We start from the raw sequence: 23,871 nt of genomic DNA, 5'->3' as shown, positions 1-23,871 counted from the left end.
CGTGCGCCAGCCCTATAGAAACAGATCGGCGCTCAAGAAAACCATTGATCCCTATCCCCACTCGGCACACTTTCGGCGACAGCGACGGTGCCTCGTTCGCTGGCCCACGCAACCGGCCGGTGATCGGGGATAATCGGGAATCCGGTTCAAGGCCGGAGCTGCCCCCGCAACTGTACGCGGTAAGTGTTGGTCCGCCATCTGGTCTCCCATGTGGATGGGCGCCAGACGGAACCGCCACTGTCTCCGGAAGCTGGGCCCGGGGGTGGGAAGGCTGGGCCCGCGCCCTGAACCGCAAGCCAGGAAACCTGCCGTGGCCTTGGTATATTTCTGGTTCGCCGGGGATGGCGAAAACAGGGAGTCGATTGTGAAGCCCTACCTCATTTCCGGCCGCCGGCCTGGAGTTCCCCTGCTGCGTCCCATCCGCGGCCAGCCCCCGTCCGTCGTTTCCTTATCGTCACCGTTGACGACACACCGGCGCCGTTGACCGCGCGGCGTCCGTTCGAGGGACGCCGCCCCACCCTCCCATGTCCGAAAGCCACGCCCCATGCCCGCCCCTTCGCCCAAGATCCCCGCCACCGTCATCACCGGTTTCCTCGGTGCCGGCAAGACCACGTTGATCCGCGGCCTGCTGCAGAATCCGGGCGGCCGTCGCCTGGCCCTCATCATCAATGAGTTCGGCGATGTCGGTGTGGACGGCGCCGTGCTCAAGGGCTGCGGCGACGCGGCCTGCCCGGAAGATCGGGTGATCGAGCTGGCCAACGGCTGCCTGTGCTGCACCGTGGCCGATGACTTCGTGCCGGCGCTGGAAACGCTGCTGAACCGGGCCGATCCGCCGGATCACATCATCATTGAGACCAGCGGCTTGGCCCTGCCCAAGCCACTGGTACGCGCCTTCACCTGGCCGGCCGTGCGCTCGCGCGTCACCGTGGACGGCGTGGTGGCGGTGGTGGCGGCCGATGCCGTGGCCGAAGGTCGCTTCGCGCCGGATGCCGAGGCCCTGGCCCGCCAAAAGGCGGCCATGGAGGCCGGTGACGCCACGGTGGAGCATGAGACCCCGGTGCGGGAGGTGTTCGAGGACCAGGTGCTCTGCGCCGACCTGATCCTGGTCAGCAAGACCGATCTGGTGGACGAGGCCGACTTGGCCGCGGTGGCCGACACGGTGAAGGCTTTGCGCCCCACCGCGCCGCCCCTGGTGCGCGTGGCCCATGGCGATGTCGACCCCAACGTGCTGCTGGGCCTGTCGGCTGCGGCCGAGGCCGACCTGGACGCCCGCGTCAGCCACCATGACGGCGAGGAAGAGCACGACCATGACGACTTCACCAGCTTCGTGGCCGAGCTGCCGTCCCAGGCCGACCCCGAGGCCCTGGTCCGCCGCTTGGGTGAGATGGCCCAACGCTTCGGCATCCTGCGCCTGAAGGGTTTCGTCGACGTGCCGGGCAAGCCCATGCGCCTGCTGATCCAGGGTGTGGGCGGCCGCGTCCAAGCCAGCTATGACCGCCTGTGGGCACCGGATGAGGCGCGGCGCAGCCGCCTGGTGGTGATCGGCGAGACCGGCCTGGACCGGGCCGCCATCGAGGCGGCGCTGGCCGCCTAAGCCCGATCGCATCCCATGCATCTGCTGCCCACCCAGGCCGAGGATCTGCTGGCGTCCCCCCAAGCCGAGGATTTGGGGCAGACGCCGGCGGACTGCGTGCTGCTGTCCTTTTCCGACAGCGACCTGTCGGCCGTGGCCGCCGCCTACCACGCCCTGGGGGATGCCGCCTGGCGGCCGACCTTGCGCCTGGCCAGCCTGATGCGCCTGGGCCACCCCCTGTCCGTCGACATGTATGTCGAGGCGGTGGTGTCCCGGGCCCGGCTGGTGGTGCTGCGCCTGAACGGCGGGGCGGCCTACTGGCGCTATGGGCTGGAACAGATGGCGGAGGCCTGCCGAGCCTATGACATTGCCCTGGCCGTGCTGCCCGGCGAGGCCAAGGCCGATCCCAGCCTGGACGCCGCCTGCACCGTGGATCCGGCCGACGCCCGCCGGTTGTGGCGCTGCTTCGTGGAAGGCGGGCCCGAGAACATGGCCCGCCTCATTGCCCAAGCCGCCCGCCTGCTGGGCCACCAGCCACCGGCCGATCTGCTGGCGGACGAGCCCACGCCCCTGCCCCGCTATGGCCGGCATGAGGGCTGGCGACCACCGGCGCCCGCCCTCATGCCGGCCGCACTGGTCTTCTACCGCTCGCACCTGCAGGCCGGCAACCTGGCCGCCCTGCACGCCTTGGCCGACGCCCTGGCCCGGCGCGGCCTGGCCCCCCATCTTTATTACGCGGCCAGCCTGAAGGAGGGCCCGGCCGCCCAGTGGCTGGCGGCCGAACTGGCGGCCCTGCGGCCCGCCGTGGTGCTGAACGCCACCGGCTTCTCCGCCCGCCAGGGTATGGAGGATTTATCGCCCCTGGATGCCGCCGGCGTACCGGTGCTGCAGGCCGTGCTGTCCACGGGCACGGAGGCGCTATGGGAAAAGGCCCGCGCGGGCCTGGGCCCGGCCGACCTCGCCATGAACGTGGTGCTGCCGGAAATGGATGGCCGTCTGCAGGGCCCCGCCATCGCCTTCAAGGCGGCGGCCGACTGGGATCCCGCCCTGGAATACGCCCCGGTATTGAGCCGCCCCCGCTCCGACCGGGTGGAGGCGCTGGCCGACAGGGCGGCCGCCTGGACCCGCCTGGCCGCCGCCCCGCCGGCCAGGCGCCGCGTGGCCCTGGTGCTGTCCGACTATCCCGCCCGCGGTGGCACCGGCCTGGCCCTGGGCCTGGACACGCCGGCCAGCACCCTGGCGATGCTGGCGGCCTTGGCGAGCGCCGGTTATGGGGTGACGGACGTGCCGACCGACGGCGCGGCCCTGATGGCCGCCCTGCGCCGTCCCACCGACGGCGTCGCGCCGGGCCTGAGCTTCGCGGAGCACGCCCGGCTGATGGATGCATCGGCGCTGGCCGCCATCACCGACCGCTGGGGCCCGCCTGCGGCCGATCCGCTGGCGCATGACGGCGCCCTGCGCTTCCGTGTCCTGGTCTGCGGCAACGTGCTGGTGGCGGTCCAGCCCAGCCGGGGGCATGGCGCCATCGACAGCGCGGCCCATCATGATCCCGACACGCCACCCAGCCACGGTTACGCCGCCTTCCACCTCTGGCTGCGCCATGTCGCCGGCATCCATGCCCTGGTGCAGGTGGGCGCCCATGGCACGCTGGAATGGTTGCCGGGCAAGGCCGTGGCGCTGTCGGCCGACTGCTGGCCGGAGCGGCTGGCCGGCCCCCTGCCCGTCCTCTACCCCTACATCGCCACCAACCCAGGCGAGGGCGTGCAGGCCCGGCGCCGCCTGGGTGCCGTGCTGGTGGGGCACCTGCCACCGCCGCCGGTTCCGGCGGGACTGCACGGTGATTTGGCGGCCCTGGAGCAGGCGCTGGATGAATACGCCCAGGCGCAGAGCCTGGACCCGCGCCGCCTGCCCACCCTGCGGGCCCGCATCCGCGACCTGGCTTGGGAAGCCGGAGTCACCCGCGACCTGAACCTGCCGGCAGATCTGGCCACGGGGGACCTTCCCGACGAGGCCCTGGCCCGACTGGACGCCCATCTTTGCGACATCAAGGAGATGCAGATCCGCGATGGGCTGCATGTCTTCGGGGCGGCGCCGGACGACGGTGCCCAGGCCGCCTTCCTGGCCGCCATGGCGCGCTTTCCCCGCCGTGATCAGCCATCCATGACCGAGGCGTTGGCCCGCGACCTGGGCCTGGCCGGCACGCTGGAGGATCTGTTCACAGGCGACGCCGCCACGCCCTGGCCCCATCCCCTGCCGGCCCTGCTGGCGGAGCGGACGAGCACCGGTCCCTCCGTTGGGCGGGTGCGGGCGGCGCTGGATGGCCTGGTGCGGGAGCTGGTGTCAGGCCAGATCGTTCCGTATCCGGAATGGCAAAGGGCCGTAGCCGTCCTGGCCACTCTGCGGGCCGAGGTGGCGCCCCCGTTGGCGGCCAGCGGCCCGGCGGAGATGGCGGCCCTGCTGGCCGGCCTGGACGGCCGCTTCGTCGCCCCAGGCCCCGGTGGGTCGCCGGCGCGCGGCCGGGCCGATGTGCTGCCCACCGGCCGCAACCTCTACGCTATCGACCCCCGCGCCGTGCCCACACCCAGCGCCTGGGCCCTGGGCTGGAAGGGGGCGGACGCGGTGCTGACCCGCCATCTGCAGGACCAGGGCGATTGGCCCCGCCAGCTGGTGGTCGACTGCTGGGGCAGTCCCACCCTGCGCACCGGCGGGGAGGAACTGGCACAGGCCTTGGCCCTGATGGGCGTGCGCCCCCTGTGGGAGGCCGGCAGCGGCCGGGTGACGGGCGTGGAGGTGTTGCCGGCCACCGTCCTGGGCCGCCCACGGGTGGACGTGACCCTGCGCATCTCCGGCCTGTTCCGCGACATGTTCCCGGCCCAGCTGGCCCTGTTCGACCAGGCGGCGCGCAAGGTCGCCGGGCTGGACGAGCCGGACGCGGTCAATCCCCTGGCCACCGCCGTGCGCGCCGACCGCGACGCCCTGGTGGCCGGCGGCATGGATAGGGCGGAGGCTGACCGCCGAGCGACCGCCCGCGTCTTCGGCGCCGCCCCTGGCGGCTATGGCACCGGCCTGGCGCAACCGTTGGCCACCGGCGATTGGCAGGCCCGCGACCAGCTGGGCACCGCCTATCTCGACACCGGCTGCCACGCCTATGGCCTGGGCCTGGACGGGGTGGCGCTGCCCGCCCTGTTCCGCCGCCGCGTGGGCTTGGCCGACGCGCTGGTCCATATCCAGGACCAGCGCGAGACCGACGTGCTGGACAACGACGGCATGACCCAGTTCCAGGGCGGCTTCGCCGCCGCCGCCGGCCTGCTGGGCAACGACCCCATCCTCTACCACGTCGATAGCGCGGAGCCGGAGCGCATCACGCCCCGCACCTTGGCGGAAGAAGCGGCGCGGGTGGTGCGCGGCCGCGCCGCCAACCCGCGCTGGATCGACGGCCAACGCCGGCACGGCCACAGCGGGGCCGCCAACCTGGCGCGCACGGTGGATGGCGCCGTGGCCCTGGCGGCCCTGGCCGGCGCCGTGCAGTCCCATCAGGTCGACAGCCTGTTCGATGCCTATGTGGCGGACGGCGAGACCTGGGCCTTTCTGGCCGACAGCAACCCCGACGCCGCCCGTCAGATCCTGGATCGGTTCGATGAGGCTTTGCGGCGCGGCCTGTGGCACCCCCGGCGCAACTCCACGCCCGAGGATCTGGCCCGCCTGCGGGAGGAGCTGACATGACCGCCGCCATCAATCCGCCGCGTGTGCGCGGCGCCTGCCCAGGGGCCCTGGTGCCCATGGAGGTCGCCGACGGCCTGCTGGTGCGCCTGCGCATCCCTGGCGGCACGCTGCCGGCGACCACGGCCAGGGCCGTCGCCGACCTGACGCGGCGCCACGGTAACGGTTTGGTGGATCTAAGCCAGCGGGCCAACCTGCAGATCCGCGGTGTCACCAATGCCCTCTTGGGCCCGCTGCTGGACGCCCTGCGCGACCTGGGCCTGGTGAATGGCGATCCAGCGGCGGAGCGGGTGCGCAACGTGCTGTGCAGTCCCACCTGCGGGTTGGATCCAGAATGTGCCCCGGTGCGTCCCTTGGCGCGCGCCCTGGATGAGGCCTTGGCCAATCGTCCCGACCTGTGGACCCTGCCGGCCAAGTTCAGCGTCGTCTTGAATGGCGGCGGGCGGGCGCCCCTGGCCGACGCCGTGGGCGACATCCGCTTCGACGCCCTGCCCGGTACCACCCTGTTCCGGGTGGCGGTGGGCGGCGACCAGGACGATGCCGCCACCCTGGGCGCTTGCCGGGCCGACGCGGTGGCTGAAACGGCCCTGACGCTCGGCCGCGCCTTTCTGGATTTATCCGCCGGCCGGCACAAGCGCCTGGCGACCCTGGTGGCGGCGGAAGGGACGGCCGGCCTGGCCCGACGTGTGCCCCTGGCCCCCCTGCCGACCGACATCGCCCTGCCCGGTTCGGCGCCGCATCGCCTGTTGGGCCGGCAGCCCGCCTGGACGGGCGTGGCCTTTCCCTTCGGCGGGCTGCACGCCGATACGCTGGCCACCTTGGCCCATCTCACGCCCACGCTGCGGCTGACGCCCTGGCGCGCCCTGCTGCTGGAGGGGGACGGCGTCGATGCCGATGCCATCCACGCGCTGGGCGGCGTCCTGGCACCCGACGACCCCCGCCTGGCCCTGTCGGCGTGCAGCGGGCGCGGTGCCTGTGACTCAGGACTGACAGACGCGCGCGGCGACGCCCTGGCGCTGGCCCAGGTGGCGCCCCGCCTGTTGGCGGGCGGGCATATCCATGTCTCGGCCTGCGCCAAGGGCTGCGCCCATCCGGCGCCGGCGCTGGTCATCCTGACGGCGCGGGGTGATCAGGCCTATGATGTCGGCTTGCTGGCCCCTGCTGGCGGGGCGGCGCAATGGCGCGGCGTGACGCCGGCCCGTGCGACATCGCTGGTGGCGGCGCTGGAAGCTGTCTATACCCACCGGATGCGGGCGGATGAGGATCCAGCCGCCCTAATCACCCGCCTGGGCGGGCCGGCCGCAGTGGCCGCCCTGGTCGAGGCCACTGTCGTCGCGTAGAGGAAAGCCCGCCCGTGTCCAGTCCCGAGCCCCATAGCCAAGGCGAGCCCCCGCAGTACGATTACATCCGCGATGGCGCCGCCATCTACGCCCGGTCGTTCGCCATCATCCGGGAAGAGGCCAGGCTGGACCATCTGCCGGAGGATCTGCGCGCCGTGGCCGTGCGCATTATCCACGCGGCGGGTCTGGTCGAGACGGTCGAGCACCTGCTGTTCTCCGCCGATGTGGGCACGGCCGCCCGCACGGCCTTGCGCGCCGGCGCGCCCATCCTGTGCGACGCCCAGATGGTGGCGCATGGCGTCACCCGCGCCCGCCTGCCGGCCGACAACGCCGTCATCTGCACCCTGACCGATCCCGCCGTGCCCACCCTGGCGCAGGACCTGGCCACCACCCGCTCCGCCGCCGCTCTTGAGCTGTGGCGCCCGCACCTGGATGGCGCGGTGGTGGCCATCGGCAACGCGCCCACCGCCCTGTTCCACCTGCTGGAGATGATCGCGGCCGGCGCGCCGCGCCCCGCCGCCATCCTGGGCTTCCCCGTGGGCTTCGTCGGGGCGGCCGAGAGCAAGGAGGCGCTGGCCGCCAACCCCTGGGCCCTGCCCTACCTGGCCGTGGCCGGCCGGCGCGGCGGCAGCGCCATGGCGGCGGCGGCGGTCAACGCCCTGGCCTCGGACCGGGAGTGAGCGCCATGACCGACATCGCTTCCAGCACTTTGGCGCCCGGCACCCTCTACGGCATCGGCACCGGCCCTGGTGACCCCGAGCTGATGACGCTGAAGGCGGTGCGCCTGCTGCGCGCCTGCCCCGTGGTGGCCTATTTCGCCAAGCGTGGCGGCCCGGGCCAGGCCCGGCGCATCGCGGCGGCTTATCTGGATGGCACCCATGAGGAGGTGCCCATGGTCTATCCCGTCACCACCGAGCTGCCGCCGGACAGCCCCGCTTACGCCGCCGCCATCGAGGGCTTCTTCGATGAGCAGGCGGAGCGGCTGGCGGCCTTGCTGGCCGCCGGCAGGTCCGTGGCGGTGCTGAACGAGGGCGACCCGTTCTTTTATGGGTCCTACATGCACCTGCATCTGCGCCTGGCGCACCGCTTCCGGGTGGAGGTGGTGCCGGGCGTGCCCTCCATCCTGGGCTGTGCGGCGCAGCTGCCCATTCCCCTGACCATCCGCGACGACGTGCTGTCGGTCATCCCCGGCACGCTGGGCGAGGTGGAGCTGGCCGCTGCCCTCAGCCGCGCCGATGCCGCCACCGTCATGAAGCTGGGTGGCAACCTGCCCAAGGTGCGCCGGGTGATCGAAAGCCTGGGCCTGACCGGCCGCGCCTGGTATGTGGAGCGCGGCACGACCGAGACCCAGCGGGTGCACCCCCTGGCCGAGGCGCCCGACGTCGCCCCTTACTTCGCCATGATTCTGATCCCAGGCCAGGGCAAGCGCGGCGACGTGCTGACCGCCCCCCAGACGGCCAAGTCCGAGGTGGCGGAATGAACGCCTTCGGTTCGCTGACCGTCGTGGGTTTGGGCCCCGGCCCCGACCGCTGGCTGACGCCGGAGGTGGCGGACGTGCTGGCCGGCGCCACCGACCTGGTGGGCTATGGCCCCTATCTCGACCGCATCCCGCAGAGCTTCCACCGCCGCCACGGCTCCGACAACCGGGTGGAGCTGTCGCGCGCCCGGCTGGCGCTGGATCTGGCGGTGTCGGGCCGCAAGGTGGCCCTGGTGTCGGGCGGTGATCCCGGCGTCTTCGCCATGGCGTCGGCCCTGTTCGAGGCGCTGGAGTCCGGGGACGACCCCGCCTGGGCCGAGGTGCCGGTAAGGGTGTGCCCCGGCGTCTCCGCCATGCTGGCGGCCGCCGCGCGGGTGGGCGCGCCGCTGGGCCATGATTTCTGCGTGCTGTCCCTGTCGGACAACCTGAAGCCCTGGGACGTGGTGCTGAAGCGCCTGCGCCTGGCGGCGGAAGCCGACTTCGTCATCGCCCTGTACAACCCCATCTCCAAGGCCCGGCCGTGGCAGCTTGGTGCCGCGCTGGACACCCTGCGCACCATGAAGGACGCGGCCACCCCCGTGGTGCTGGCCCGCGCCGTGGGCCGGCATGACGAGGACGTGACCGTCACCACCCTGGCCGACTGCGACCCGGCCACGGCCGATATGCGCACCCTGGTGCTGATCGGATCCAGCCAGACCCGGCTGCTGCCGCGTAAGGGCGGCGACGTCTGGGTCTACACGCCGCGAACCTATGCGATGGCGGAGGGCACGTGAGCGGCCAGCCAGGCGACAGCGTCGGGCGCGGTGTAGAGCCGGGGTGCGGTCCCGGCCGGTGGCCGATCGACCATGACCACGGTCAGGCCCAAGGCGCGCGCCGCATCCAGCTTGGCCGCCGTGGCGTCGCCGCCGCTGTTCTTGGTGACCAGGGTGCCGACGCCGTGGGCGCGCATCAGCGCCATTTCTCTGTCCAGCGTGTAGGGGCCACGGTCCAAAACCAGGACGGCACCGATCGGCAAGGCGTCCGGCGGATCCACCGCCCGCACCAGGAAACGGCGGTCCAGGGCCAGGAAGGGTCCCAGCTCCTGCCGGCCCACGGTCAGGAAGATGGTATCGGGCAGGCCGGAAAGCGCCTTGGCCGCCGCGTCCATGGTCAGCACCAGGCGCCAGTCGTCGCCCGCTTCGGCCATCCAGGGGCGGCGGGTCAACACCGCCAGGGGCACGCCGGCGGCGGCGCAGGCCGCCTCGGCGTTGGCGCTGATCCGGTCGGCGAAGGGATGGGTGGCATCGATGACGGCCCGGATGTCGTCGGCCCGCAAGTGATCCGCCAAGCCCTCGGCGCCGCCAAAGCCGCCCACACGGGTGGGCAGCGGCTGGGGTGCCGGATCACGGGTGCGGCCGGCCAGCGACAGCGTGGCCTGGAAGCGGGTGTCATCCGCCAGCAGGGCCGCCAGCTGTCGCGCCTCCGTCGTGCCGCCCAGGACCAATACCCGCATCGCCCAACCCCTCATGCCGTGTGCCGGCCATGACTAGCACCGGCGCCCCCTGGCTGACCATCGTCGGCATCGGTGAGGATGGCTGGGACGACCTGTCCCCTGCCGCCCGCGCCGCCGTAACCGGCGCCAGCCTGCTGGTGGGCGGCGCCCGGCACCTGGGCCTGGTGCGGGAGACGGCAGGGCAGGAGCGCCTGGCCTGGCCCAGCCCGCTCGGCGACGCCTTCCCCACCCTGCTGGCCCGGCGCGGCCAGGCGGTGACGGTGTTGGCCAGCGGCGATCCGCAGTGGTTCGGCATCGGCGCCACGCTCGCCCGCCTGGTGCCGCCGGCGGAGACGCGGGTGTTCCCAGCGCCCGGCGCCTTCACCCTGGCGGCCGCCCGCCTGGGCTGGGGCCTGCAGGATGTCGCCTGCCTGTCGCTGCACGGCCGCCCGCTGGAGGCCGTGATCCCCCACCTGTTCCCCGGGGCCCGCCTGCTGCTGTTGAGCTGGGACGGCACCACGCCGGCCAAGCTGGCGGTGCTGCTGCGCGAGCGCGGCTTCGGCCCCAGCACGCTCACGGTGCTGGAGGCCATGGGCGGCCCGCGCGAGCGCATCAGCGTCGCCGCCGCCGAGGCCTGGCCGGATGGCGACGTCCTGGACCTGAACACCATCGCCCTGACCTGCGCCGTGACGCCCGGTGCCAGGGTGCTGCCGCGCAGCCCGGGACTGCCCGACGACTGGTTCCAGCACGACGGCAAGATCACCAAGCGCGAGGTGCGTGCCGTGGCCCTGTCGCACCTGGCCCCCGGGCGCGGGGAGATGCTGTGGGACGTGGGCGCCGGCTCCGGCTCCATCGCCATCGAATGGCTGCTGGCCGACCCGGCCAACCGCGCCGTGGCGGTGGAGGACAGGGCCGACCGCATGGCCGCCATCCACGCCAACGCACTGACCTTCGGCGTGCCCAACCTGGACTTTCGCGAGGGCGCCGCCCCAGACGCGCTGGCGGACCTGCCCCAGCCGGATGCCGTCTTCATCGGTGGCGGCCTGACGGGTGCCGGCGTGGTGGAGGCCTGCTGGCGAGCCCTGCGCCCGGGTGGCCGGCTGGTCGCCACGGCCGTGACCCTGGAGACGGAGGCCGCACTTTCCCAATGGCACACCGCGCTGGGCGGGTCATTGACGCGGCTATCGGTGGAGCGCGCTGTGCCCCTAGGGAGTTTCCGGGGCTGGCGACCCTTGATGCCGGTCACGCTATGGCGGGTAGAGAAGCCACTATGACCGCCCGTCCCGTCCCCCGTCTTCCAGCGCCCTGGGCCATCGGCATCGGCTGCCGCCAAGATGTCAGCGCTGCCGAGATCCAAGATCTCCTGGCCCAGGCGTTCAAGCGCCTGGACTGGACCACGCCGCCAGAGGGCCTGGTCCTCTGCACCTTGGCCGGCAAGGTGGCGGAGCCGGCGCTGCTCCAGGCAGCGATTGCGCTGAAAGTGCCGCTGACGGGCCTGGACCCGATCGCCTTGCAAACCGTGACCACGCTCACCCCCAGTGCCGCCCCTGGCCACGGCCTGCCCCCGGTGGCGGAGGCGGCGGCCCTGGTCGCCTGCGGCGCCCCGCAGAATCCGAACGCCCGCCTGATCCTGGCCCGCATTCAGGGACCGTCCAGCACCTGCGCCGTAGCCTGTTCCGAAGGCATCCTCCCATGACCGTGCATTTCATCGGCGCCGGCCCCGGCGCGCCCGACCTGCTCACCCTGCGCGGCCGCGACCTGATCGCCCGTTGTCCCGTCTGCCTTTATGCCGGGTCGCTGGTCCCTGCCGCCGTGCTGGCGCATGCCCCCGCGGATGCCCGCATCGTCGATACCGCCCCGCTGTCGCTGGCGGAAATCGTGACCGAGTTCCAGGCGGCGCACGCCGCCGGCCAGGACATCGCCCGCCTGCATTCCGGCGACCTGTCGGTCTACAGCGCCCTGGGCGAACAGTTGAGGGCGCTGAAGGACCTGGGCATCCCCTACACCATCACGCCCGGCGTGCCGGCCTTCGCCGCCGCCGCCGCCGCCCTGGGCCGCGAACTGACCCTGCCGGAGGTCAGCCAGACCCTGGTCATCACCCGCACCAGCGGCCGGGCGTCGGCCATGCCCGCCAACGAGACGCTGGAAGTGTTGGGCGCCTCCGGCGCCACGCTGGCCATCCACCTGTCCATCCACGTCATCGATGAGGTGGTGGCACGCCTGACGCCGCTGTACGGCGCGGACTGCCCGGCGGCGGTGGTCTATCGCGCCTCCTGGCCCGAAGAGCGCGTGTTGCGGGGTACCCTAGCGGACATTGGCGCCCAAGTGACCGCCAACCCCATCGAGCGCACGGCCCTGATCCTGGTGGGCAAGACGCTGGGGACGGAGGATTTTCGCGCCAGCGCGCTTTACGACGCCGGCTATCAGCGCCGCTATCGCGGGAGGGGGGAGTGAGTCTGGCCTACCCTACCGGCCTGCCCGATGATACCGCCCTGACGGTCGATGACGATCACGTCGACGGTGATGGGCGCGCCCTCCAGCACCCGCAGCGCCACGCCGCGGGCCATCTCCGCCACCCGGTCCGCCACGGCCAGGCCGGCGGCATCGGCCAGCTGCAGCACCTCAAGCGCCGTGTTGGCGCCGCGCGCTTTGGCCACCAGATCGGGCGTGGCGCCCAAGTCGGCCAACACGCCGGCCAGCCAGTCCAGATCCACCGCGTGACGCTTGGAATGCAAATCCATCAGGCCCTGGGCCAGCTTGCCCAGCTTGGCGAAGCCGCCGGCGATGGTCAGGTGTGGCACGGGATGGCGGCGCAGGTATTTCAGCGTGCCGCCGGCGAAATCGCCCATGTCCAGCAGCGCCTGTTCCGGCAGGCCGTAGTGGCGGGTCACCGCCGCCTCCGACGTGCGGCCGGTGCAGGCGGCGACGTGGGGCAGGCCGGCGGCCCGCGCCACATCCACGCCGCGATGGATGCTGGCGATCCAGGCGCCGCAGGAATAGGGCACGACGATGCCGGTGGTGCCCAGCACCGACAGGCCGCCGATAATGCCCAGGCGCCCGTTCATGGTGCGACGGGCCAGCACCTCGCCGTTGTCGATGCCGATTTCCACCACCAGGTCGGCCACCCGGCCCGCGGCCTGCGCCGCGGCGGTCACCGCCTCGCGCATCATGGCGCGGGGCACGGGATTGATCGCGGGCTCACCGACCGGCAGCGGCAGGCCGGGCAGGGTCACGGTGCCGACACCGGGACCGGCACGGAAGGTGATGCCACTGCCGGCCGCCCCGGGCATGACGCGGGCCCGCACCAGGGCGCCATGGGTCACGTCGGGATCGTCACCCGCATCCTTGATCACCCCCGCCTCGGCCCAGCCGTCGCCACGACTGGTGACGGCCAAGGCGAATGCCGGATGCTGCCCACCAGGCAGGGTGATGGTCACCGGATCCGGAAAGTCACCGCCGAAAAGGGCCGCCGTGGCCGCCGCCGCCGCCGCCGTGGCGCAGGCACCGGTGGTCCAGCCGGGGCGCAATGCGCGCCCGTCCGTCCCTTCCGCCCCCTTCGCATCGATATCGCCGTCCACGTCCATGACTGACCTGACCCTACCGACCTTGGCCTTTCCCGACTTCCAGCCCGGCAGCGTCTGGCTGGTGGGTGCCGGACCGGGCGACCCGGGCCTGCTGACGCTGCTGGCCCTGCATGCTCTACGCCAGGCGGACCATATCGTCTACGACGCGCTGGTGGACCAGCGTATCCTGGATCTGGCCAACCCTGCCGCCGTGAAGGAATTCGCCGGCAAGCGCGGCGGCCGCCCATCGCCGGCGCAGGAGGACATCAGCCTGCGCCTGGTGGAACTGGGACGGCAAGGCCTGCGCGTCCTGCGGCTGAAGGCGGGCGACCCCTTCGTCTTCGGCCGAGGGGGTGAGGAGGCGCTGGCCCTGGTGGCCGCTGGTCTGCCCTTCCGCGTGGTGCCGGGCATCACCGCCGGCCTGGCGGGCCCCGCCTACGCCGGCATTCCGGCCACCCACCGCACCGCCAACCAGGCCGTCATCCTGGTGACCGGCCAGTCGGCGGGGGACGCGCCGGATTGGGCGGCCTTGGCCGCCACCAAGGCCCCCTTGATCCTGTACATGGCGTGGCGAGGCCTGGGCGGCATCGCCGCCGCCCTGATGGCGGGCGGCTTGGAGTCCCAAACCGCCGTCGCCGTCATCTGCGACGCCACCACCCCGCGCCAGAAGGTGATGACCAGCACTCTGGCCACGTGTGCCCAGGACTTGGCCGACAGCGGCCTGGCGCCGCCCGCCATCATCGTCATCGGCGCCATCGCCGAGCTGCACGCCACCCTTAGTTGGCTGGGGGTGACATCCCATGACTGAGCGCATTGCCCCGGGCCTCATCATCGCCTCACCCGCCTCGGGTTCCGGCAAGACCACCCTGACCCTGGGTCTGTTGGCGGCCTTTCGCGCCCGGGGGCTGGACGTGCGCGCCGCCAAGTCGGGGCCGGACTACATCGATCCGGCCTTCCACGCCGCCGCCTGTGGCCACCCCAGCCTGAACCTGGACAGCTGGGCCATGGCACCGGCCCTGTTCGATGGCTTGGCCGCCCAAGCCGCCGCCGAGGGTGAGCTGCTGATCTGCGAGGCCCTGATGGGCCTGTTCGACGGTGTGGGCCGGGTGGGCGCCTGGGGCAACGGCGCCACGGCCGACATCGCGGCCCGCACCGGCTGGCCCGTGGTGCTGGTGGTGGACGGGCGCGGGGCGTCGCAGTCGATGGCGGCCCTGGTGAAGGGCTTCGCCACCTATCGCGATGACGTGCGCCTGGCCGGCGTGGTGCTGAACAACATCGCCAGCCCCCGCCACCGCAGCCTGATAGAGGGCGCCATCGACGCCTTGGGCATTCCGGTGCTGGGCGCCCTGCCCCGCACCCCCGGACATGCCCTGCCGGAACGGCATCTGGGCCTGGTGCAGGCATCCGAGACCGATGCCCTGGCCGAGCGGTTGGCCACCCTGGGCGCCTGGGTGGAAAGCCATGTCGATCTGGACCGCCTGGCGGCCTTGGCCGTGCCCTACACCCCGGTTATCACCGGTGCCGCTCCGGCCCTACCGCCCCCGGGCCAGCGCATCGCCCTGGCCAGCGACGCGGCCTTCAGCTTCGTCTATCCGCATGTGCTGGCCGGCTGGCGGTCGGCGGGGGCGGAGGTGCTGCCCTTCTCCCCCTTGGCCGACCAGGCGCCCGACGCCGGCGCTGACGCGGTGGTCTTGCCCGGCGGCTATCCCGAGCTGCACGCCGGGCGGCTGTCGGCCGCGCGGACCTTCAAGGCCGGGATGCGCGCCCTGGCCGCGCAGGGTGCCGCCATCTTCGGCGAATGCGGCGGTTACATGACCCTGGGCGAAGTCCTGGTGGATGCCGAGGGTCAAGCGCATGAGATGTTGGGCCTGCTGTCCGTCCAGACCAGCTTCGCCAAGCGCAAGCTGCACCTGGGCTATCGCCGGATCACGACCCTGGCCGACATGGCCCTGGGCTCCGCCGGCAGCCGCTTCCGCGGCCACGAGTTCCACTACGCCAGCGTCCTGGTCGCCGGCACCGACGCCCCCCTGCTGGCCGCCGAGGCCGCCGACGGCACCGACCTGGGCCCCCTGGGCAGCCTGCGGGGCAGCGTGGCGGGGTCTTTCCTGCATTTGATCGCGCGGGAAGGCTAGGTCCGCCCTTGAACGCCACCGCGACAAATGTCATCGTCGAAACGACAGATGACGTGAGGGCGCCATGGTCGCATTGATGGATAGTGACCTGGAGGGCACGCGCCTGCGCCGGGTGACGGATCTGCTGGGCGGTCCCCATGTGCTGAAGCGGATGGTGCGTAGCCCGCTGGAGGCGCACGAGATGCTGGCCGAAGGGTTGCCGGGACCAGCGCTGAACCATCTGGTGGACAGCCTGCAGGTGCTGGGACGCACGCCGTCCCTGGAAAAGGCCATGGGCATCAGCCTGCGCACCTTTCAGCGACGCCGAGAGACCCCAGCCAAGCCACTGAGCCAGGAGCAAAGCGGCCGGGCGTGGAAGTTCGCGGAAATCCTGGCCCGCGCCAGCGCCGCATTGGGCAACCAGGCGGATGCCGAACGCTGGCTGGAACAGCCTGCCATGGGGCTGGAGCAGCGCCGGCCCATAGACCTGCTGTCCACCCCGGCGGGCCTGGACATCGTCGAGGATTTCCTGACGCGGCTGGAATACGGCGTCTACGCGTGACACCCCTGCCTCCCGTCCTCGGCGGCGAGGCCGGCTCTCTCGTCGCATGGCGCCTGGACCAGGCCAAGCACGCCCAGACCTGGGACAGCGGCGAGGGCGCCTTCCAGGTCGGCGGGCGCTGGAACAGCCGGGGCGTGCGCGCCGTTTATTGCGCTCTAGATCCGGCCACGGCCATTCTGGAGGTCGCGGTGCACAAGGGCTTCCGGGCCCTGGACCTGGTGCCCCATGTGCTGACGGCCGTGATCATGGCGGACCCGTCGTCAATACACGTCGTCATGCCCAATACCGTTCCAAACCCCGACTGGCTGGTTCCCGGCATTCCCAGCGCCGGCCAGCAGCGCTATGGCGATGAGCTGCTGGCCCGTCACAAGGTCATCGTCGTGCCCAGCGTCGTCTCCCGCCGCAGCTGGAATTTGGTGTTCGCTGGCTTGGCCGCCGACGGCTACAGGCGGCGCCTGCAGGAACGCTTCGCCCTGGACCCGCGCCCGCATCCGCCCGGATGACAGCGCTCACGCCAACCGCAACACCATCGCCCCGACGGCGATGAGGCAGGCGGCGGCCACGCGACGGGGACCGACCTTTTCCTTCAGCACCAGGCCGGCGATGGCGGTGCCGAACAGGATGGAGCTTTCGCGCAAGGCGGCGATGACGGCCACGGGGGCGACGGTCATGGCCCAGAGCGCCAGCCCGTAGGACACCAGGGTGCCGGCCCCGCCCACCAGGCCACGCGGCCATTGGCGGGCCACATGCTGCAGGAAGAGCCGGCGCCGCGCCAGCAACGCCCAGGCGACCAGCGGCAGGCCATTGAGCAGCACGCCCCACAGCACGTAGGAGGCCGGCGCCCCCGATAGGCGCACGCCATGGCCATCGACCAAGGTGTAGCCGGCGATCACCATGGCGGTCAGCAAGGCCAGGCGGGTGCCGGTGGCGCCGCCGCCTGTCAGGTCCGGCCCGCCCCGCCGCCCCATCCACGCCATGCTGAGAACGCCGGCGCAGATCACCCCCACCCCCAACAGGGCGTGGGCGGACAGCGCCTCATGCAGCCACAGCCCGCTGGCGAGCGCCACCAGCAAGGGCGCCGTCCCCCGCATCAGGGGATAGGTCTGGCTCATGTCCGCCACGTGGTACGCGCGCGCGACCAGCGTCAGGTAAAGCACCTGTAGGATGCTGGACGTTACCAGATAGGGCCAGCTGGCCGCCGCCGGCGGCGGCAGGAAGGGCAGCGTCACGATGGCGATGAATGCGGCGCCACCCGCCACCAGGATGGCCGCCATCAGCTTATCCCCCGCCCCCTTCACCAGGGCGTTCCAGCTGGCGTGCAGCAGGGCCGCGAACAGGACGATGGCGAAGACGGCGACGGACATGGGCGCGGCGATCCTGGTGAGGGACGCCCATTCTTACGGGGTGCCGCACCCCGCTGTCACCGGCCGGCCCCCGTATGGCTGCCCAGCGCGGCTCAGAACAACGCCGGCCGGTCACCCCGGCGCACGGCCTGGGCATCCCGCCCTTGCGCCCGTTCGCAGAGCCAGCCAAAGCCCAGCCCCAACGCCGCCCACAGGGTGGCGTGGATGCCCCAGGAGGCGATGCGGAAGCGCCACAGCAGCTGAGCGGGGAAGGTCTCCGGCACCTCGTTCACCTCGGGCAGGGCGACACCGGCCAAAGCCATGACCGCCAGGAACAGGGCGCCGCCGGCGAGGGCGGCGTTCCAGACACCCCAGCGGGCGGTCAACCGGCGGGCCATGCCCACAGCCGCCGCCATGGCCGCCAGGGACAGGACCAGCAGCATGAAATAAAAGGCGGTGCGCTGCTGGATGGTGTCCGCGTCGCCCACGGCTGGCGGGTTGGCCGGGTACTTGAAACCCGGCACCAGCACGATGGCCAGGAAGCCCAGCAGGGCCAGGACGGCGGCCAGGCCGCGCGGCCCCAGGGCCCCCATGCGTCCCTGGGCGTAGGCGTAGGCCAAGGCGAACATGCCGCCCACGGCGGCGCCATAGACCAGCAGGCCCGTCAGCAGGCCCCAGCCGCTTTGCGTGCCACGGCTGAACAGCTCTTCCTCCTCATCCGCCGCCTCGGCGCCATGATGACGGTGGCTATGCGCGGCCTCAGCGGCGTCAGGCGTGGCGACCGCGTCATGATGCTCATGCCCCCCGGTCGACTGGCCATGGGCCGCCTCGAAAGCGATGGCACGTTCCACCGACGGCTCACCGATCAGCGTGGCCACGCCAAAGGCAAGCAAACCCGCCAGGATGCCGACCAGCATCCCGCGGGCGAGATAAATTCCAACCATGATGGGATGGGTCCGCCCGCCTCAGTGGCAGGGGAAGCCCAGCAGGTGGCGGGCGTCGTGCACGAACTCATGCACCTCACGGCCCTGGATCAGGGAGGTGGCACCTTGCTCCGCCCCCACGAAATAGACCATCAGCACCAGCAGCAGCCCGCCGAACAGGGCCCAGGGCAGCAGCTCGGCGGCCGAGATCACGGGCAGGGTGACGGCGGGGGTACCGGAATGGGTGGTGGCGTGGGCCATAGAAAACGCTCCCTGGGAATACGCGTCCCGTATGCGGTCTGTCTGATGCGACGGGGGGTCTGGCTTCCGCACGACCCTGGAAAGGCCCAGGCGTTCGGTTACAGTGGCGCGACCGTGCCGGACTTGCACCGGCTTCCCCCATGCGCGGGTGATCCGTGGATGGTAGGGAGGGGCCGTACCGCATTCAAGGACTATCTCGATGACAGCCCCCAATGTCATTGGCCGCCTGACCCTGCTGGCCCACGCCCCCACCCGGTCCCAGCGCGACGCCGTCTTTCCCGGGACGGATGAGGCGGCGGAGGACGCCGGCCTGATCCAGGCCGCCCTGCTGGCGGAGGTAAGGGCCTTGCGCAAGGTCGACCGCCTGTGGACAGGGCCGGAAGTCCGCGCCCGGCAGACGGCGGACGCGTTGGCCGGCCTCCTGGGTGTGGAGGCGCAAGAGGACACGGCCTTGGCCGACCTGGACGTGGGTGCCTGGCGGGGCCACAGTCTGGCCGACCTGTCCGCCAACGAGGCGGAAGCGGTGGGCGCCTGGCTGACGGACCCGGAGGCCCGCCCGCATGGGGCTGAGTCGCTGGCGCAACTGCGGGCACGGGTGGCGCAATGGCTGGAACACGCCGTGGCGGAAGGGCACACGCTGGCCGTCACCCACGCGGCGGTCATCCGCATGGCGGTGGTGTTGGTGCTGGAGGCGCCGCTACAGGCCTTCTGGCGGCTGGACATCGCGCCGCTGTCGCTGACCGACCTGCGCTGGCACCGGCGCTGGGCCGTGCGCGCCACCGGGGTCGACGTGCGGGAATACCGTTAGGCACCGGCCAGCCGGGCGAAATAAGGCAGCACCTGGGCGTTGTCCAGGTCCAGCAGGGTGTCGCCGACATACAGCTCCGTCACGCTCCACCCCGGCACGTCGGCGGGGCGGATTTCCCCGGCCACCCAGATGCCGTCGCCGCTGGCGATGGCGTCGCGGGTCTCCGCCACCGCCGCCGCCGGGCGGTCGAAGAAGATGTGCAGCATGTTGGTCTGCGGCACGGCGGGGTTCAGGCGGATGCCGGGGATACCGGCCAAGTCCGCCGCCAGTTCCAGCGCGCGACGGTAGCAGGCGTCCATCTGGCCCAGCCGCGTTTCGAACCGCATGGCGGCGGTGGCCACCATGGGGCTTTGCCGCACCAGGATGCCGCCCAGGCGCCGCTGCCATAGCCGGGCGTTGGCGATGAAGTCGATGTCGCCGGCCAGCACCGCCCCGGCGATGCCGCCGATGCCCTTGTAGACCGAGACGTAGACGGAGGCGAAGCCGGCGGCGATCTCGGCATAGCTGCGGCCGTAATAGGCGCGGCTTTCCCACAGTCGGGCACCGTCCATGTGCAGCGGCAGCTGGCGGGACCGCGCCAAATCCTTCAGGGCCTGCAGTTCGTCCCAATCCGGCAGCTGGCCGCCGATTTCGCGCAGGGGCAGTTCCACCAGCAGGCAGGCCAGCGGCTGGGCCACGGCCACCAGGTCGCGGGCCAGGATGGGCCGGCGGCGGTCGCCCACGGGCACGCCGTGGAAATTGAACAGGGCCTGGTAGGCCTCTTCCTCATGCAGGGCGAGGTGGGAGGTGTGGGGCATGCCGAAGCGAGACACCCCGCTGACCTCCGTCCACAGCCGCATGGCGATCAGCTGGGCCATGACGCCGCTGGGCATGAAGGCCGCCGCCTCCTTGCCCAGCAGGCCCGCCACCGTGCCTTCGAACGCCGCCAGCAGATCGCCCTGGCCGTACTGGTCATGGGTGATGCCGTTGGCGTCGCACCAGTCGGCCGCGGCCCGGAACTCCTCCGCCGGGGTCAGGATGCGGAAGCCGGGGAAAATGACGGGACAGCCCAGGCGCAAACGCAGGCGATGGGCGGCGAGATTCCCGGCGGGGGCGGCAGGCATGAGCGTACGATCCGGCTTCACTTGAGGGCCAACCGCGGACGGCCACCAGGGGCCGGAGGGCGCCACCCTGCGACGCCGCCCTCTCCGGCGCAACGGCCAAAATAACGCGCCCACATTTATGCCACAGCGCCGGCCGGACAAGGCGTGACGGAACGGGGTGACAGCATCCCCGGGAAAGGGCAGCCTGTGCCCGGCCCTCCGGCCTTGAGAGGACACCGCCCCATGACCGATCACATCCTGGTCCACCGCATCGCGATATACGCCCATCACGGCCTGACGGCGGAAGAGGCCAAGCTGGGTCAGCGCTTCTACATCTCGCTGGATTGCACGCTGGATCTGTCGGTGGCGGGCAAGGCCGACGACTGGGACTTGAGTGTCTGCTATGCCAAGTTGACGGCGGCCACCACCCGCGTCGCCACCGCCCGCCGCTTCATGACCATCGAAGCGGTGGCGGAGGCGGTGGCCGGCACCCTGCTGGAGGAGTTTCCGCGCATCGACACCATCACGGTGCAGGTGGACAAGCCATCCGCGCCCGTCCCCGCCATCATCGACGGCGTGTCGGTGCGCATCCGGCGGGTCCGGTCATAGCGTCCCTGAAGGCCAGGCGCCAGCAGGCCGGCATGCCTGGCAAAGCGCGTTTTTCCGGGAAGGCGGGGGTGGCGGACCACCGGCCCGTCCCCCTTCGTCAAAACCTGACGCGCCAGGCTCAGGCGACGGCCTCAAGACCCACGCGGCGCTCAGGCCGGCCATGGACCGCCGCCATGGGAGCGGCGACGGAGGTGCCCGCCTGGTAGCCGCCGCATTGCCCCCAGCGATGCACCTGCTGTTCCAGCAGCGACAGGGCCAGCGTGGCGGCATGGGGCAGCTGCCGACCCAGACGGGTCACCAGGTCGACCGTGGTGGTGTCGGCCTCGACATCGCACAGCGGCGTTGCCACCAGGCAGCCATCCTCCAGGTCGGCCAGCACCGCGGCGCGGGGCAGGATGGTGGCGGCGCGGCCGCTCAGCACCATTTCCCGCATGGTGTGGACGGAATTGGTGGTGATGGTGGCGCGCAGCCAAACCTGGTGACGCATCTCCGCCGCCGACAGCAGCTGGCGGATGCGGGTATCGCGCGGTGACAGGCAGAGGTCGTGGCCCGACAGATCCTGCAGGGTCACGGCGCCGCGCTTGGCCACGGCATGGTCCGGGCGGCTGACCACCATCAGCGGCTGGCGGGCCGAGGTGCGGACCCGCACCTTGGGATCGCTGGGAATCTGGGCGCCGATGGCGATGTGCACTTCGTCATCCACCACCATACGCACGAGCTCGGCGGTGGAAACGGTATGCAGCGCCAGTTCCACGCCGGGATAGCGGCTTTGGAAGGTCTCCAGCACGCCCTGCATGGCCTGGACGGTGCAGCCCTCACCCACCGCCAGTTCCACCGCGCCCATGCGCATGCCGCGCAGCGCCTCGAGCCGGGCGGCGAAGGCCTCGCGGTCGGCCATCTGCGCCTGATAGTAATCGAACACCATCTGACCGGCGGTGGTGAGCTTGACCGACCGGCGGCCGGTCTCCAACAAGGGCATGCCCATGGCCGCCTCCAGCTGGGCGATCTGCCGGCTGACGGAGGACACCGCCACGTTCATCTTCTGGCTGGCCGCCCGCATCGACCCATGGATGGCGGTGGCGTAGAAGTATTTCATCGCAACGTCTGACATCTCGCGTCCCTCATCGCTGTTCTGGGTCGGCGGTTGGGAAACCGCAGGCCTCAGGTCTGGTGATCACGGGGGGATGCCAGAGGTCCGGAAACGGACCCCAACCAGGCGGCGGTTCAGCCCCCATTCGCCTTGCAGTGTATGTGCGTCAACCGCACCACTATTGTCCGGACCTGCACCGATTTGGCGTTAAGCCTTGTTAAATGTTGCAGGCCGGCACTTTTTGCGGCGGCCAATATCGCTTCACATCCAGTGGTTTAGAAGATTCATGCGGATTTTTGTCGAATAGTTCTGGACAGATCGATCTGGAATTCCCATCTAAGGGCCATGGCTAGACCCAAGGAATTCGACGGCGAGGTGGCGATGGCCGCGGCCATCGCCCTTTTCTCCCAGCACGGCTTCGAGGGCACCTCGACCGAGGCCTTGCTACGCGCCATGAGGATCAGCCGGCAGAGCCTGTACGATACCTTCGGCGACAAGCGGCAGCTCTACCTTGCCGCCCTGCGCCGATATAACGAGGACAACGTGGCCGACTTCATCAGCGCGATGACGGCGGCGCCCACGCCGCTGACGGGGGTGGAGTCCGCCTTCATGGCCTTCATCGCCAAGGCGGTGGCATCGGCCCACCCCAGTTGCCTGGGCGTCAGCGCCATTTGCGAGTTCGGCCGGGCGGACGCGGAGATCGCCGCCATGGGTGACGCTGCCGCCCACACCCTGGCCCACGCCTTGGAGCGTCAGCTGACCGCCGCCCAAGCCGCCGGCGAGATGGACGCCCACACCGACATTCCGACAGCCGCCGCCTTCCTCGGCGCCACCCTGGCCGGGCTGAAGGTGTCCGCGCGAGCTGGCACCGGCGCCGAGATCCTGCGGAGCGTGGCCCGCCTGGCACTGAGAAGCCTGAAGTGACCCCCTTTCCCCCTTGAGGCGCCGCCCGGCCCGCGGGGGATTTCGATCACCTGATTTTAGACTGTTACATCTGTAACGATACTGGAGATGACACCATGACCCTACCCTTCAGCGGCAAGACCGCCTTGGTCACTGGCGGCTCCCGCGGCATTGGCGCCGCCATCGTCCGCCGCCTGGCCGGCGACGGCGCCACCGTGGCCTTCACCTATGCCTCGTCCGAGGCGCCGGCCGGGGCCCTGGTGGATGAGATCAAGGCCACGGGTGGCCGGGCCCTGGCCATCCGCGCCGACAGCGCCGACGTGGTCGCCCTGCGCCAGACGGTGGATGAGGTGGCACAGCTGCAGGGCCGGCTGGACATCCTGGTCAACAACGCCGGCCTGCTGACCCACGGCCTGGTCGACGATTACCCGCTGGAGACCTTTGACCGCATGGTGGCGGTCAACGTCCGCGCCGTCTTCGTGGCGGTGCAGGCAGCCCTGCCCCACATGGGCGAGGGTGGCCGCGTCATCACCACCGGCAGCGTGGCCGCCGATCGCACCGCTTTCCCCGGCGCCTCGGTCTACAGCATGACCAAGGGGGCGGTGGCCGCCATGACGCGCGGCATGGCCGTCGACCTGGCCCGCCGGGGCATCACCGTGAACGCCGTCCAGCCCGGCCCCACCGCCACGGACATGGTGCCCACCGATCCGGCCGTGCTGACCCGCCTGATGACGCTGATGCCCATCGGCCGCCTGGGCCAGGACAGCGAGGTCGCCAGCCTGGTGGCCTACCTGGCGGGATCGGAGGCGGGCTTCATCACCGGCGCCTGCCTGACCATCGACGGCGGCTACACGGCATGATGCCGGCGGCATGAGGTCCCGTATCACCCGCAACCCGACGGATCAGGCACGGGGTGATGCGGCCGGCGCAACAAGGGCAGGGCGGGTTGTCAATGAAACCCGCCCCCGCTTACGGGCCCAATCCGATGCGAGAGCCCCGGGCGCCTTACCCCGGAGCCTCCCCCACGCCTTCATG

At 71.5% G+C, this 23,871-nt stretch carries 24 protein-coding genes and 2 riboswitches; of the genes, 17 read left to right on the top strand and 7 right to left on the bottom strand.

Translation table 11 applies throughout. The features are described from left to right. Positions 1-68 precede the first annotated feature (68 nt). Positions 69-327: riboswitch (cobalamin riboswitch) on the top strand. Positions 328-544: 217 nt separating this feature from the next. The 6 genes from cobW to cobJ are packed head-to-tail and all read left to right on the top strand — an operon-like array spanning position 545 to position 8,883. Beyond that, a complete protein-coding gene (gene cobW, locus UAA55_RS08930) occupies positions 545-1,594 on the top strand; it encodes a cobalamin biosynthesis protein CobW (protein WP_322952337.1) in 1,050 nt (349 codons plus the stop codon). Between the two features lie 15 nt (positions 1,595-1,609). Beyond that, a complete protein-coding gene (cobN, locus tag UAA55_RS08925) occupies positions 1,610-5,296 on the top strand; it encodes a cobaltochelatase subunit CobN (RefSeq protein WP_322952336.1) in 3,687 nt (1,228 codons plus the stop codon). Beyond that, on the top strand, positions 5,293-6,633 hold the full coding sequence (cobG, locus tag UAA55_RS08920) for a precorrin-3B synthase (RefSeq protein ID WP_322952335.1): 1,341 nt from the start codon (positions 5,293-5,295) through the stop codon (positions 6,631-6,633). Before cobN ends, cobG begins: the two co-directional genes overlap by 4 nt. 14 nt (positions 6,634-6,647) lie before the next feature. Continuing rightward, positions 6,648-7,313 carry a precorrin-8X methylmutase gene (locus UAA55_RS08915; protein ID WP_322952334.1) on the top strand — a complete coding sequence of 222 codons (666 nt, stop codon included), beginning with the start codon at positions 6,648-6,650 and terminating at the stop codon, positions 7,311-7,313. Between the two features lie 5 nt (positions 7,314-7,318). Then, positions 7,319-8,113, top strand: a complete 795-nt coding sequence (locus UAA55_RS08910) for a precorrin-2 C(20)-methyltransferase (RefSeq protein ID WP_322952333.1) — start codon at positions 7,319-7,321, stop codon at positions 8,111-8,113. After that, positions 8,110-8,883 carry a precorrin-3B C(17)-methyltransferase gene (cobJ, locus tag UAA55_RS08905; RefSeq protein ID WP_322952332.1) on the top strand — a complete coding sequence of 258 codons (774 nt, stop codon included), beginning with the start codon at positions 8,110-8,112 and terminating at the stop codon, positions 8,881-8,883. Before UAA55_RS08910 ends, cobJ begins: the two co-directional genes overlap by 4 nt. On the opposite strand, the gene UAA55_RS08900 is transcribed toward cobJ, so the two are convergent. Further along, positions 8,859-9,602, bottom strand: a complete 744-nt coding sequence (locus tag UAA55_RS08900) for a cobalt-precorrin-6A reductase (RefSeq protein WP_322952331.1) — start codon at positions 9,600-9,602, stop codon at positions 8,859-8,861. The genes cobJ and UAA55_RS08900 overlap by 25 nt on opposite strands. Before the next feature lie 29 nt (positions 9,603-9,631). On the opposite strand from UAA55_RS08900, the gene cbiE reads away from it, so the two are divergent. The 3 genes from cbiE to cobM are packed head-to-tail and all read left to right on the top strand — an operon-like array spanning position 9,632 to position 12,035. Continuing rightward, a complete protein-coding gene (gene cbiE / locus UAA55_RS08895; protein ID WP_322952330.1) occupies positions 9,632-10,855 on the top strand; it encodes a precorrin-6y C5,15-methyltransferase (decarboxylating) subunit CbiE in 1,224 nt (407 codons plus the stop codon). Next, positions 10,852-11,277, top strand: a complete 426-nt coding sequence (locus tag UAA55_RS08890; protein WP_322952329.1) for a cobalamin biosynthesis protein — start codon at positions 10,852-10,854, stop codon at positions 11,275-11,277. Before cbiE ends, UAA55_RS08890 begins: the two co-directional genes overlap by 4 nt. Then, positions 11,274-12,035: a precorrin-4 C(11)-methyltransferase gene (gene cobM, locus UAA55_RS08885; RefSeq protein ID WP_322952328.1), complete on the top strand. Its 762-nt coding sequence runs from the start codon at positions 11,274-11,276 to the stop codon at positions 12,033-12,035. Before UAA55_RS08890 ends, cobM begins: the two co-directional genes overlap by 4 nt. Here the strand turns inward: cobM and UAA55_RS08880 are convergent. Further along, a complete protein-coding gene (locus tag UAA55_RS08880) occupies positions 12,014-13,165 on the bottom strand; it encodes a cobalt-precorrin-5B (C(1))-methyltransferase (RefSeq protein WP_322952327.1) in 1,152 nt (383 codons plus the stop codon). The two genes, cobM and UAA55_RS08880, sit on opposite strands and share 22 nt — an antisense overlap. On the opposite strand from UAA55_RS08880, the gene cobA reads away from it, so the two are divergent. The 4 genes from cobA to UAA55_RS08860 all read left to right on the top strand — a co-directional run bounded on the left by cobA (position 13,164) and on the right by UAA55_RS08860 (position 16,320). Continuing rightward, positions 13,164-13,952, top strand: a complete 789-nt coding sequence (gene cobA, locus UAA55_RS08875; RefSeq protein WP_322952326.1) for a uroporphyrinogen-III C-methyltransferase — start codon at positions 13,164-13,166, stop codon at positions 13,950-13,952. The two genes, UAA55_RS08880 and cobA, sit on opposite strands and share 2 nt — an antisense overlap. Beyond that, positions 13,945-15,276 carry a cobyrinate a,c-diamide synthase gene (locus tag UAA55_RS08870; protein WP_322952325.1) on the top strand — a complete coding sequence of 444 codons (1,332 nt, stop codon included), beginning with the start codon at positions 13,945-13,947 and terminating at the stop codon, positions 15,274-15,276. Before cobA ends, UAA55_RS08870 begins: the two co-directional genes overlap by 8 nt. 64 nt (positions 15,277-15,340) lie before the next feature. Continuing rightward, the gene (gene parS / locus UAA55_RS08865; protein ID WP_322952324.1) at positions 15,341-15,817 is read left to right on the top strand and encodes a type II RES/Xre toxin-antitoxin system antitoxin; all 477 of its coding nucleotides are present in this window, start codon (positions 15,341-15,343) and stop codon (positions 15,815-15,817) included. Next, the gene (locus UAA55_RS08860) at positions 15,814-16,320 is read left to right on the top strand and encodes an RES family NAD+ phosphorylase (protein ID WP_322952323.1); all 507 of its coding nucleotides are present in this window, start codon (positions 15,814-15,816) and stop codon (positions 16,318-16,320) included. The genes parS and UAA55_RS08860 overlap by 4 nt, the downstream gene beginning before the upstream one ends. A gap of 6 nt (positions 16,321-16,326) precedes the next feature. Here the strand turns inward: UAA55_RS08860 and UAA55_RS08855 are convergent, their stop codons facing one another. From UAA55_RS08855 to UAA55_RS08845, 3 genes are all read right to left on the bottom strand, one after another. Then, positions 16,327-17,181, bottom strand: a complete 855-nt coding sequence (locus tag UAA55_RS08855) for an EamA family transporter (RefSeq protein ID WP_322952322.1) — start codon at positions 17,179-17,181, stop codon at positions 16,327-16,329. Between the two features lie 92 nt (positions 17,182-17,273). Next, on the bottom strand, positions 17,274-18,104 hold the full coding sequence (locus UAA55_RS08850; RefSeq protein ID WP_322952321.1) for a CbtA family protein: 831 nt from the start codon (positions 18,102-18,104) through the stop codon (positions 17,274-17,276). A 21-nt stretch (positions 18,105-18,125) separates the two neighbouring features. Then, positions 18,126-18,344 carry a CbtB domain-containing protein gene (locus UAA55_RS08845; protein ID WP_322952320.1) on the bottom strand — a complete coding sequence of 73 codons (219 nt, stop codon included), beginning with the start codon at positions 18,342-18,344 and terminating at the stop codon, positions 18,126-18,128. A 32-nt stretch (positions 18,345-18,376) separates the two neighbouring features. Further along, positions 18,377-18,542: riboswitch (cobalamin riboswitch) on the bottom strand. Position 18,543: 1 nt separating this feature from the next. Between UAA55_RS08845 and UAA55_RS08840 the strand changes: the two genes are divergently transcribed. Further along, on the top strand, positions 18,544-19,152 hold the full coding sequence (locus tag UAA55_RS08840) for a histidine phosphatase family protein (RefSeq protein WP_322952319.1): 609 nt from the start codon (positions 18,544-18,546) through the stop codon (positions 19,150-19,152). On the opposite strand, the gene UAA55_RS08835 is transcribed toward UAA55_RS08840, so the two are convergent. Continuing rightward, positions 19,149-20,255, bottom strand: a complete 1,107-nt coding sequence (locus tag UAA55_RS08835) for a threonine aldolase family protein (RefSeq protein ID WP_322952318.1) — start codon at positions 20,253-20,255, stop codon at positions 19,149-19,151. The genes UAA55_RS08840 and UAA55_RS08835 overlap by 4 nt on opposite strands. A gap of 222 nt (positions 20,256-20,477) precedes the next feature. Here UAA55_RS08835 and folB point away from each other — a divergent pair, with 222 nt between their 5' ends. Then, the gene (gene folB, locus UAA55_RS08830; protein ID WP_322952317.1) at positions 20,478-20,843 is read left to right on the top strand and encodes a dihydroneopterin aldolase; all 366 of its coding nucleotides are present in this window, start codon (positions 20,478-20,480) and stop codon (positions 20,841-20,843) included. A 118-nt stretch (positions 20,844-20,961) separates the two neighbouring features. Here the strand turns inward: folB and UAA55_RS08825 are convergent, their stop codons facing one another. Further along, complete coding sequence (locus UAA55_RS08825; protein ID WP_322952316.1) at positions 20,962-21,954, bottom strand: LysR family transcriptional regulator; 993 nt, start codon at positions 21,952-21,954, stop codon at positions 20,962-20,964. 324 nt (positions 21,955-22,278) lie between these two features. On the opposite strand from UAA55_RS08825, the gene UAA55_RS08820 reads away from it, so the two are divergent. Both UAA55_RS08820 and UAA55_RS08815 read left to right on the top strand, forming a co-directional pair. Beyond that, positions 22,279-22,857: a TetR/AcrR family transcriptional regulator gene (locus UAA55_RS08820; RefSeq protein WP_322952315.1), complete on the top strand. Its 579-nt coding sequence runs from the start codon at positions 22,279-22,281 to the stop codon at positions 22,855-22,857. 95 nt (positions 22,858-22,952) lie between these two features. After that, entirely contained in the window at positions 22,953-23,696 is a 744-nt protein-coding gene (locus UAA55_RS08815; RefSeq protein ID WP_322952314.1) for a 3-oxoacyl-ACP reductase family protein, read from the top strand. The last annotated feature ends 175 nt before the right edge of the window (positions 23,697-23,871 follow it).

The sequence above is a fragment of the Nitrospirillum guanabarense genome, from assembly GCF_034653355.1.
GTDB lineage: Bacteria > Pseudomonadota > Alphaproteobacteria > Azospirillales > Azospirillaceae > Nitrospirillum.
This window is presented reverse-complemented; position numbering and strand designations above follow the sequence as displayed.

Bases quoted from the DNA above. Each gene is read 5' to 3' on its own strand.
- cbiE (WP_322952330.1), top strand. From the start codon at position 9,632: ATGACTAGCACCGGCGCCCCCTGGCTGACCATCGTCGGCATCGGTGAG.
- UAA55_RS08820 (WP_322952315.1), top strand. From the start codon at position 22,279: ATGGCTAGACCCAAGGAATTCGACGGCGAGGTGGCGATGGCCGCGGCC.
- cobJ (WP_322952332.1), top strand. From the start codon at position 8,110: ATGAACGCCTTCGGTTCGCTGACCGTCGTGGGTTTGGGCCCCGGCCCC.
- cobW (WP_322952337.1), top strand. From the start codon at position 545: ATGCCCGCCCCTTCGCCCAAGATCCCCGCCACCGTCATCACCGGTTTC.
- cobM (WP_322952328.1), top strand. From the start codon at position 11,274: ATGACCGTGCATTTCATCGGCGCCGGCCCCGGCGCGCCCGACCTGCTC.
- cobN (WP_322952336.1), top strand. From the start codon at position 1,610: ATGCATCTGCTGCCCACCCAGGCCGAGGATCTGCTGGCGTCCCCCCAA.
- UAA55_RS08850 (WP_322952321.1), bottom strand. From the start codon at position 18,104: ATGGTTGGAATTTATCTCGCCCGCGGGATGCTGGTCGGCATCCTGGCG.
- UAA55_RS08900 (WP_322952331.1), bottom strand. From the start codon at position 9,602: ATGCGGGTATTGGTCCTGGGCGGCACGACGGAGGCGCGACAGCTGGCG.
- UAA55_RS08825 (WP_322952316.1), bottom strand. From the start codon at position 21,954: ATGTCAGACGTTGCGATGAAATACTTCTACGCCACCGCCATCCATGGG.
- UAA55_RS08870 (WP_322952325.1), top strand. From the start codon at position 13,945: ATGACTGAGCGCATTGCCCCGGGCCTCATCATCGCCTCACCCGCCTCG.
- UAA55_RS08845 (WP_322952320.1), bottom strand. From the start codon at position 18,344: ATGGCCCACGCCACCACCCATTCCGGTACCCCCGCCGTCACCCTGCCC.
- UAA55_RS08890 (WP_322952329.1), top strand. From the start codon at position 10,852: ATGACCGCCCGTCCCGTCCCCCGTCTTCCAGCGCCCTGGGCCATCGGC.
- parS (WP_322952324.1), top strand. From the start codon at position 15,341: ATGGTCGCATTGATGGATAGTGACCTGGAGGGCACGCGCCTGCGCCGG.
- folB (WP_322952317.1), top strand. From the start codon at position 20,478: ATGACCGATCACATCCTGGTCCACCGCATCGCGATATACGCCCATCAC.
- cobG (WP_322952335.1), top strand. From the start codon at position 5,293: ATGACCGCCGCCATCAATCCGCCGCGTGTGCGCGGCGCCTGCCCAGGG.
- UAA55_RS08855 (WP_322952322.1), bottom strand. From the start codon at position 17,181: ATGTCCGTCGCCGTCTTCGCCATCGTCCTGTTCGCGGCCCTGCTGCAC.
- cobA (WP_322952326.1), top strand. From the start codon at position 13,164: ATGACTGACCTGACCCTACCGACCTTGGCCTTTCCCGACTTCCAGCCC.
- UAA55_RS08835 (WP_322952318.1), bottom strand. From the start codon at position 20,255: ATGCCTGCCGCCCCCGCCGGGAATCTCGCCGCCCATCGCCTGCGTTTG.
- UAA55_RS08815 (WP_322952314.1), top strand. From the start codon at position 22,953: ATGACCCTACCCTTCAGCGGCAAGACCGCCTTGGTCACTGGCGGCTCC.
- UAA55_RS08880 (WP_322952327.1), bottom strand. From the start codon at position 13,165: ATGGACGTGGACGGCGATATCGATGCGAAGGGGGCGGAAGGGACGGAC.
- UAA55_RS08840 (WP_322952319.1), top strand. From the start codon at position 18,544: ATGACAGCCCCCAATGTCATTGGCCGCCTGACCCTGCTGGCCCACGCC.
- UAA55_RS08910 (WP_322952333.1), top strand. From the start codon at position 7,319: ATGACCGACATCGCTTCCAGCACTTTGGCGCCCGGCACCCTCTACGGC.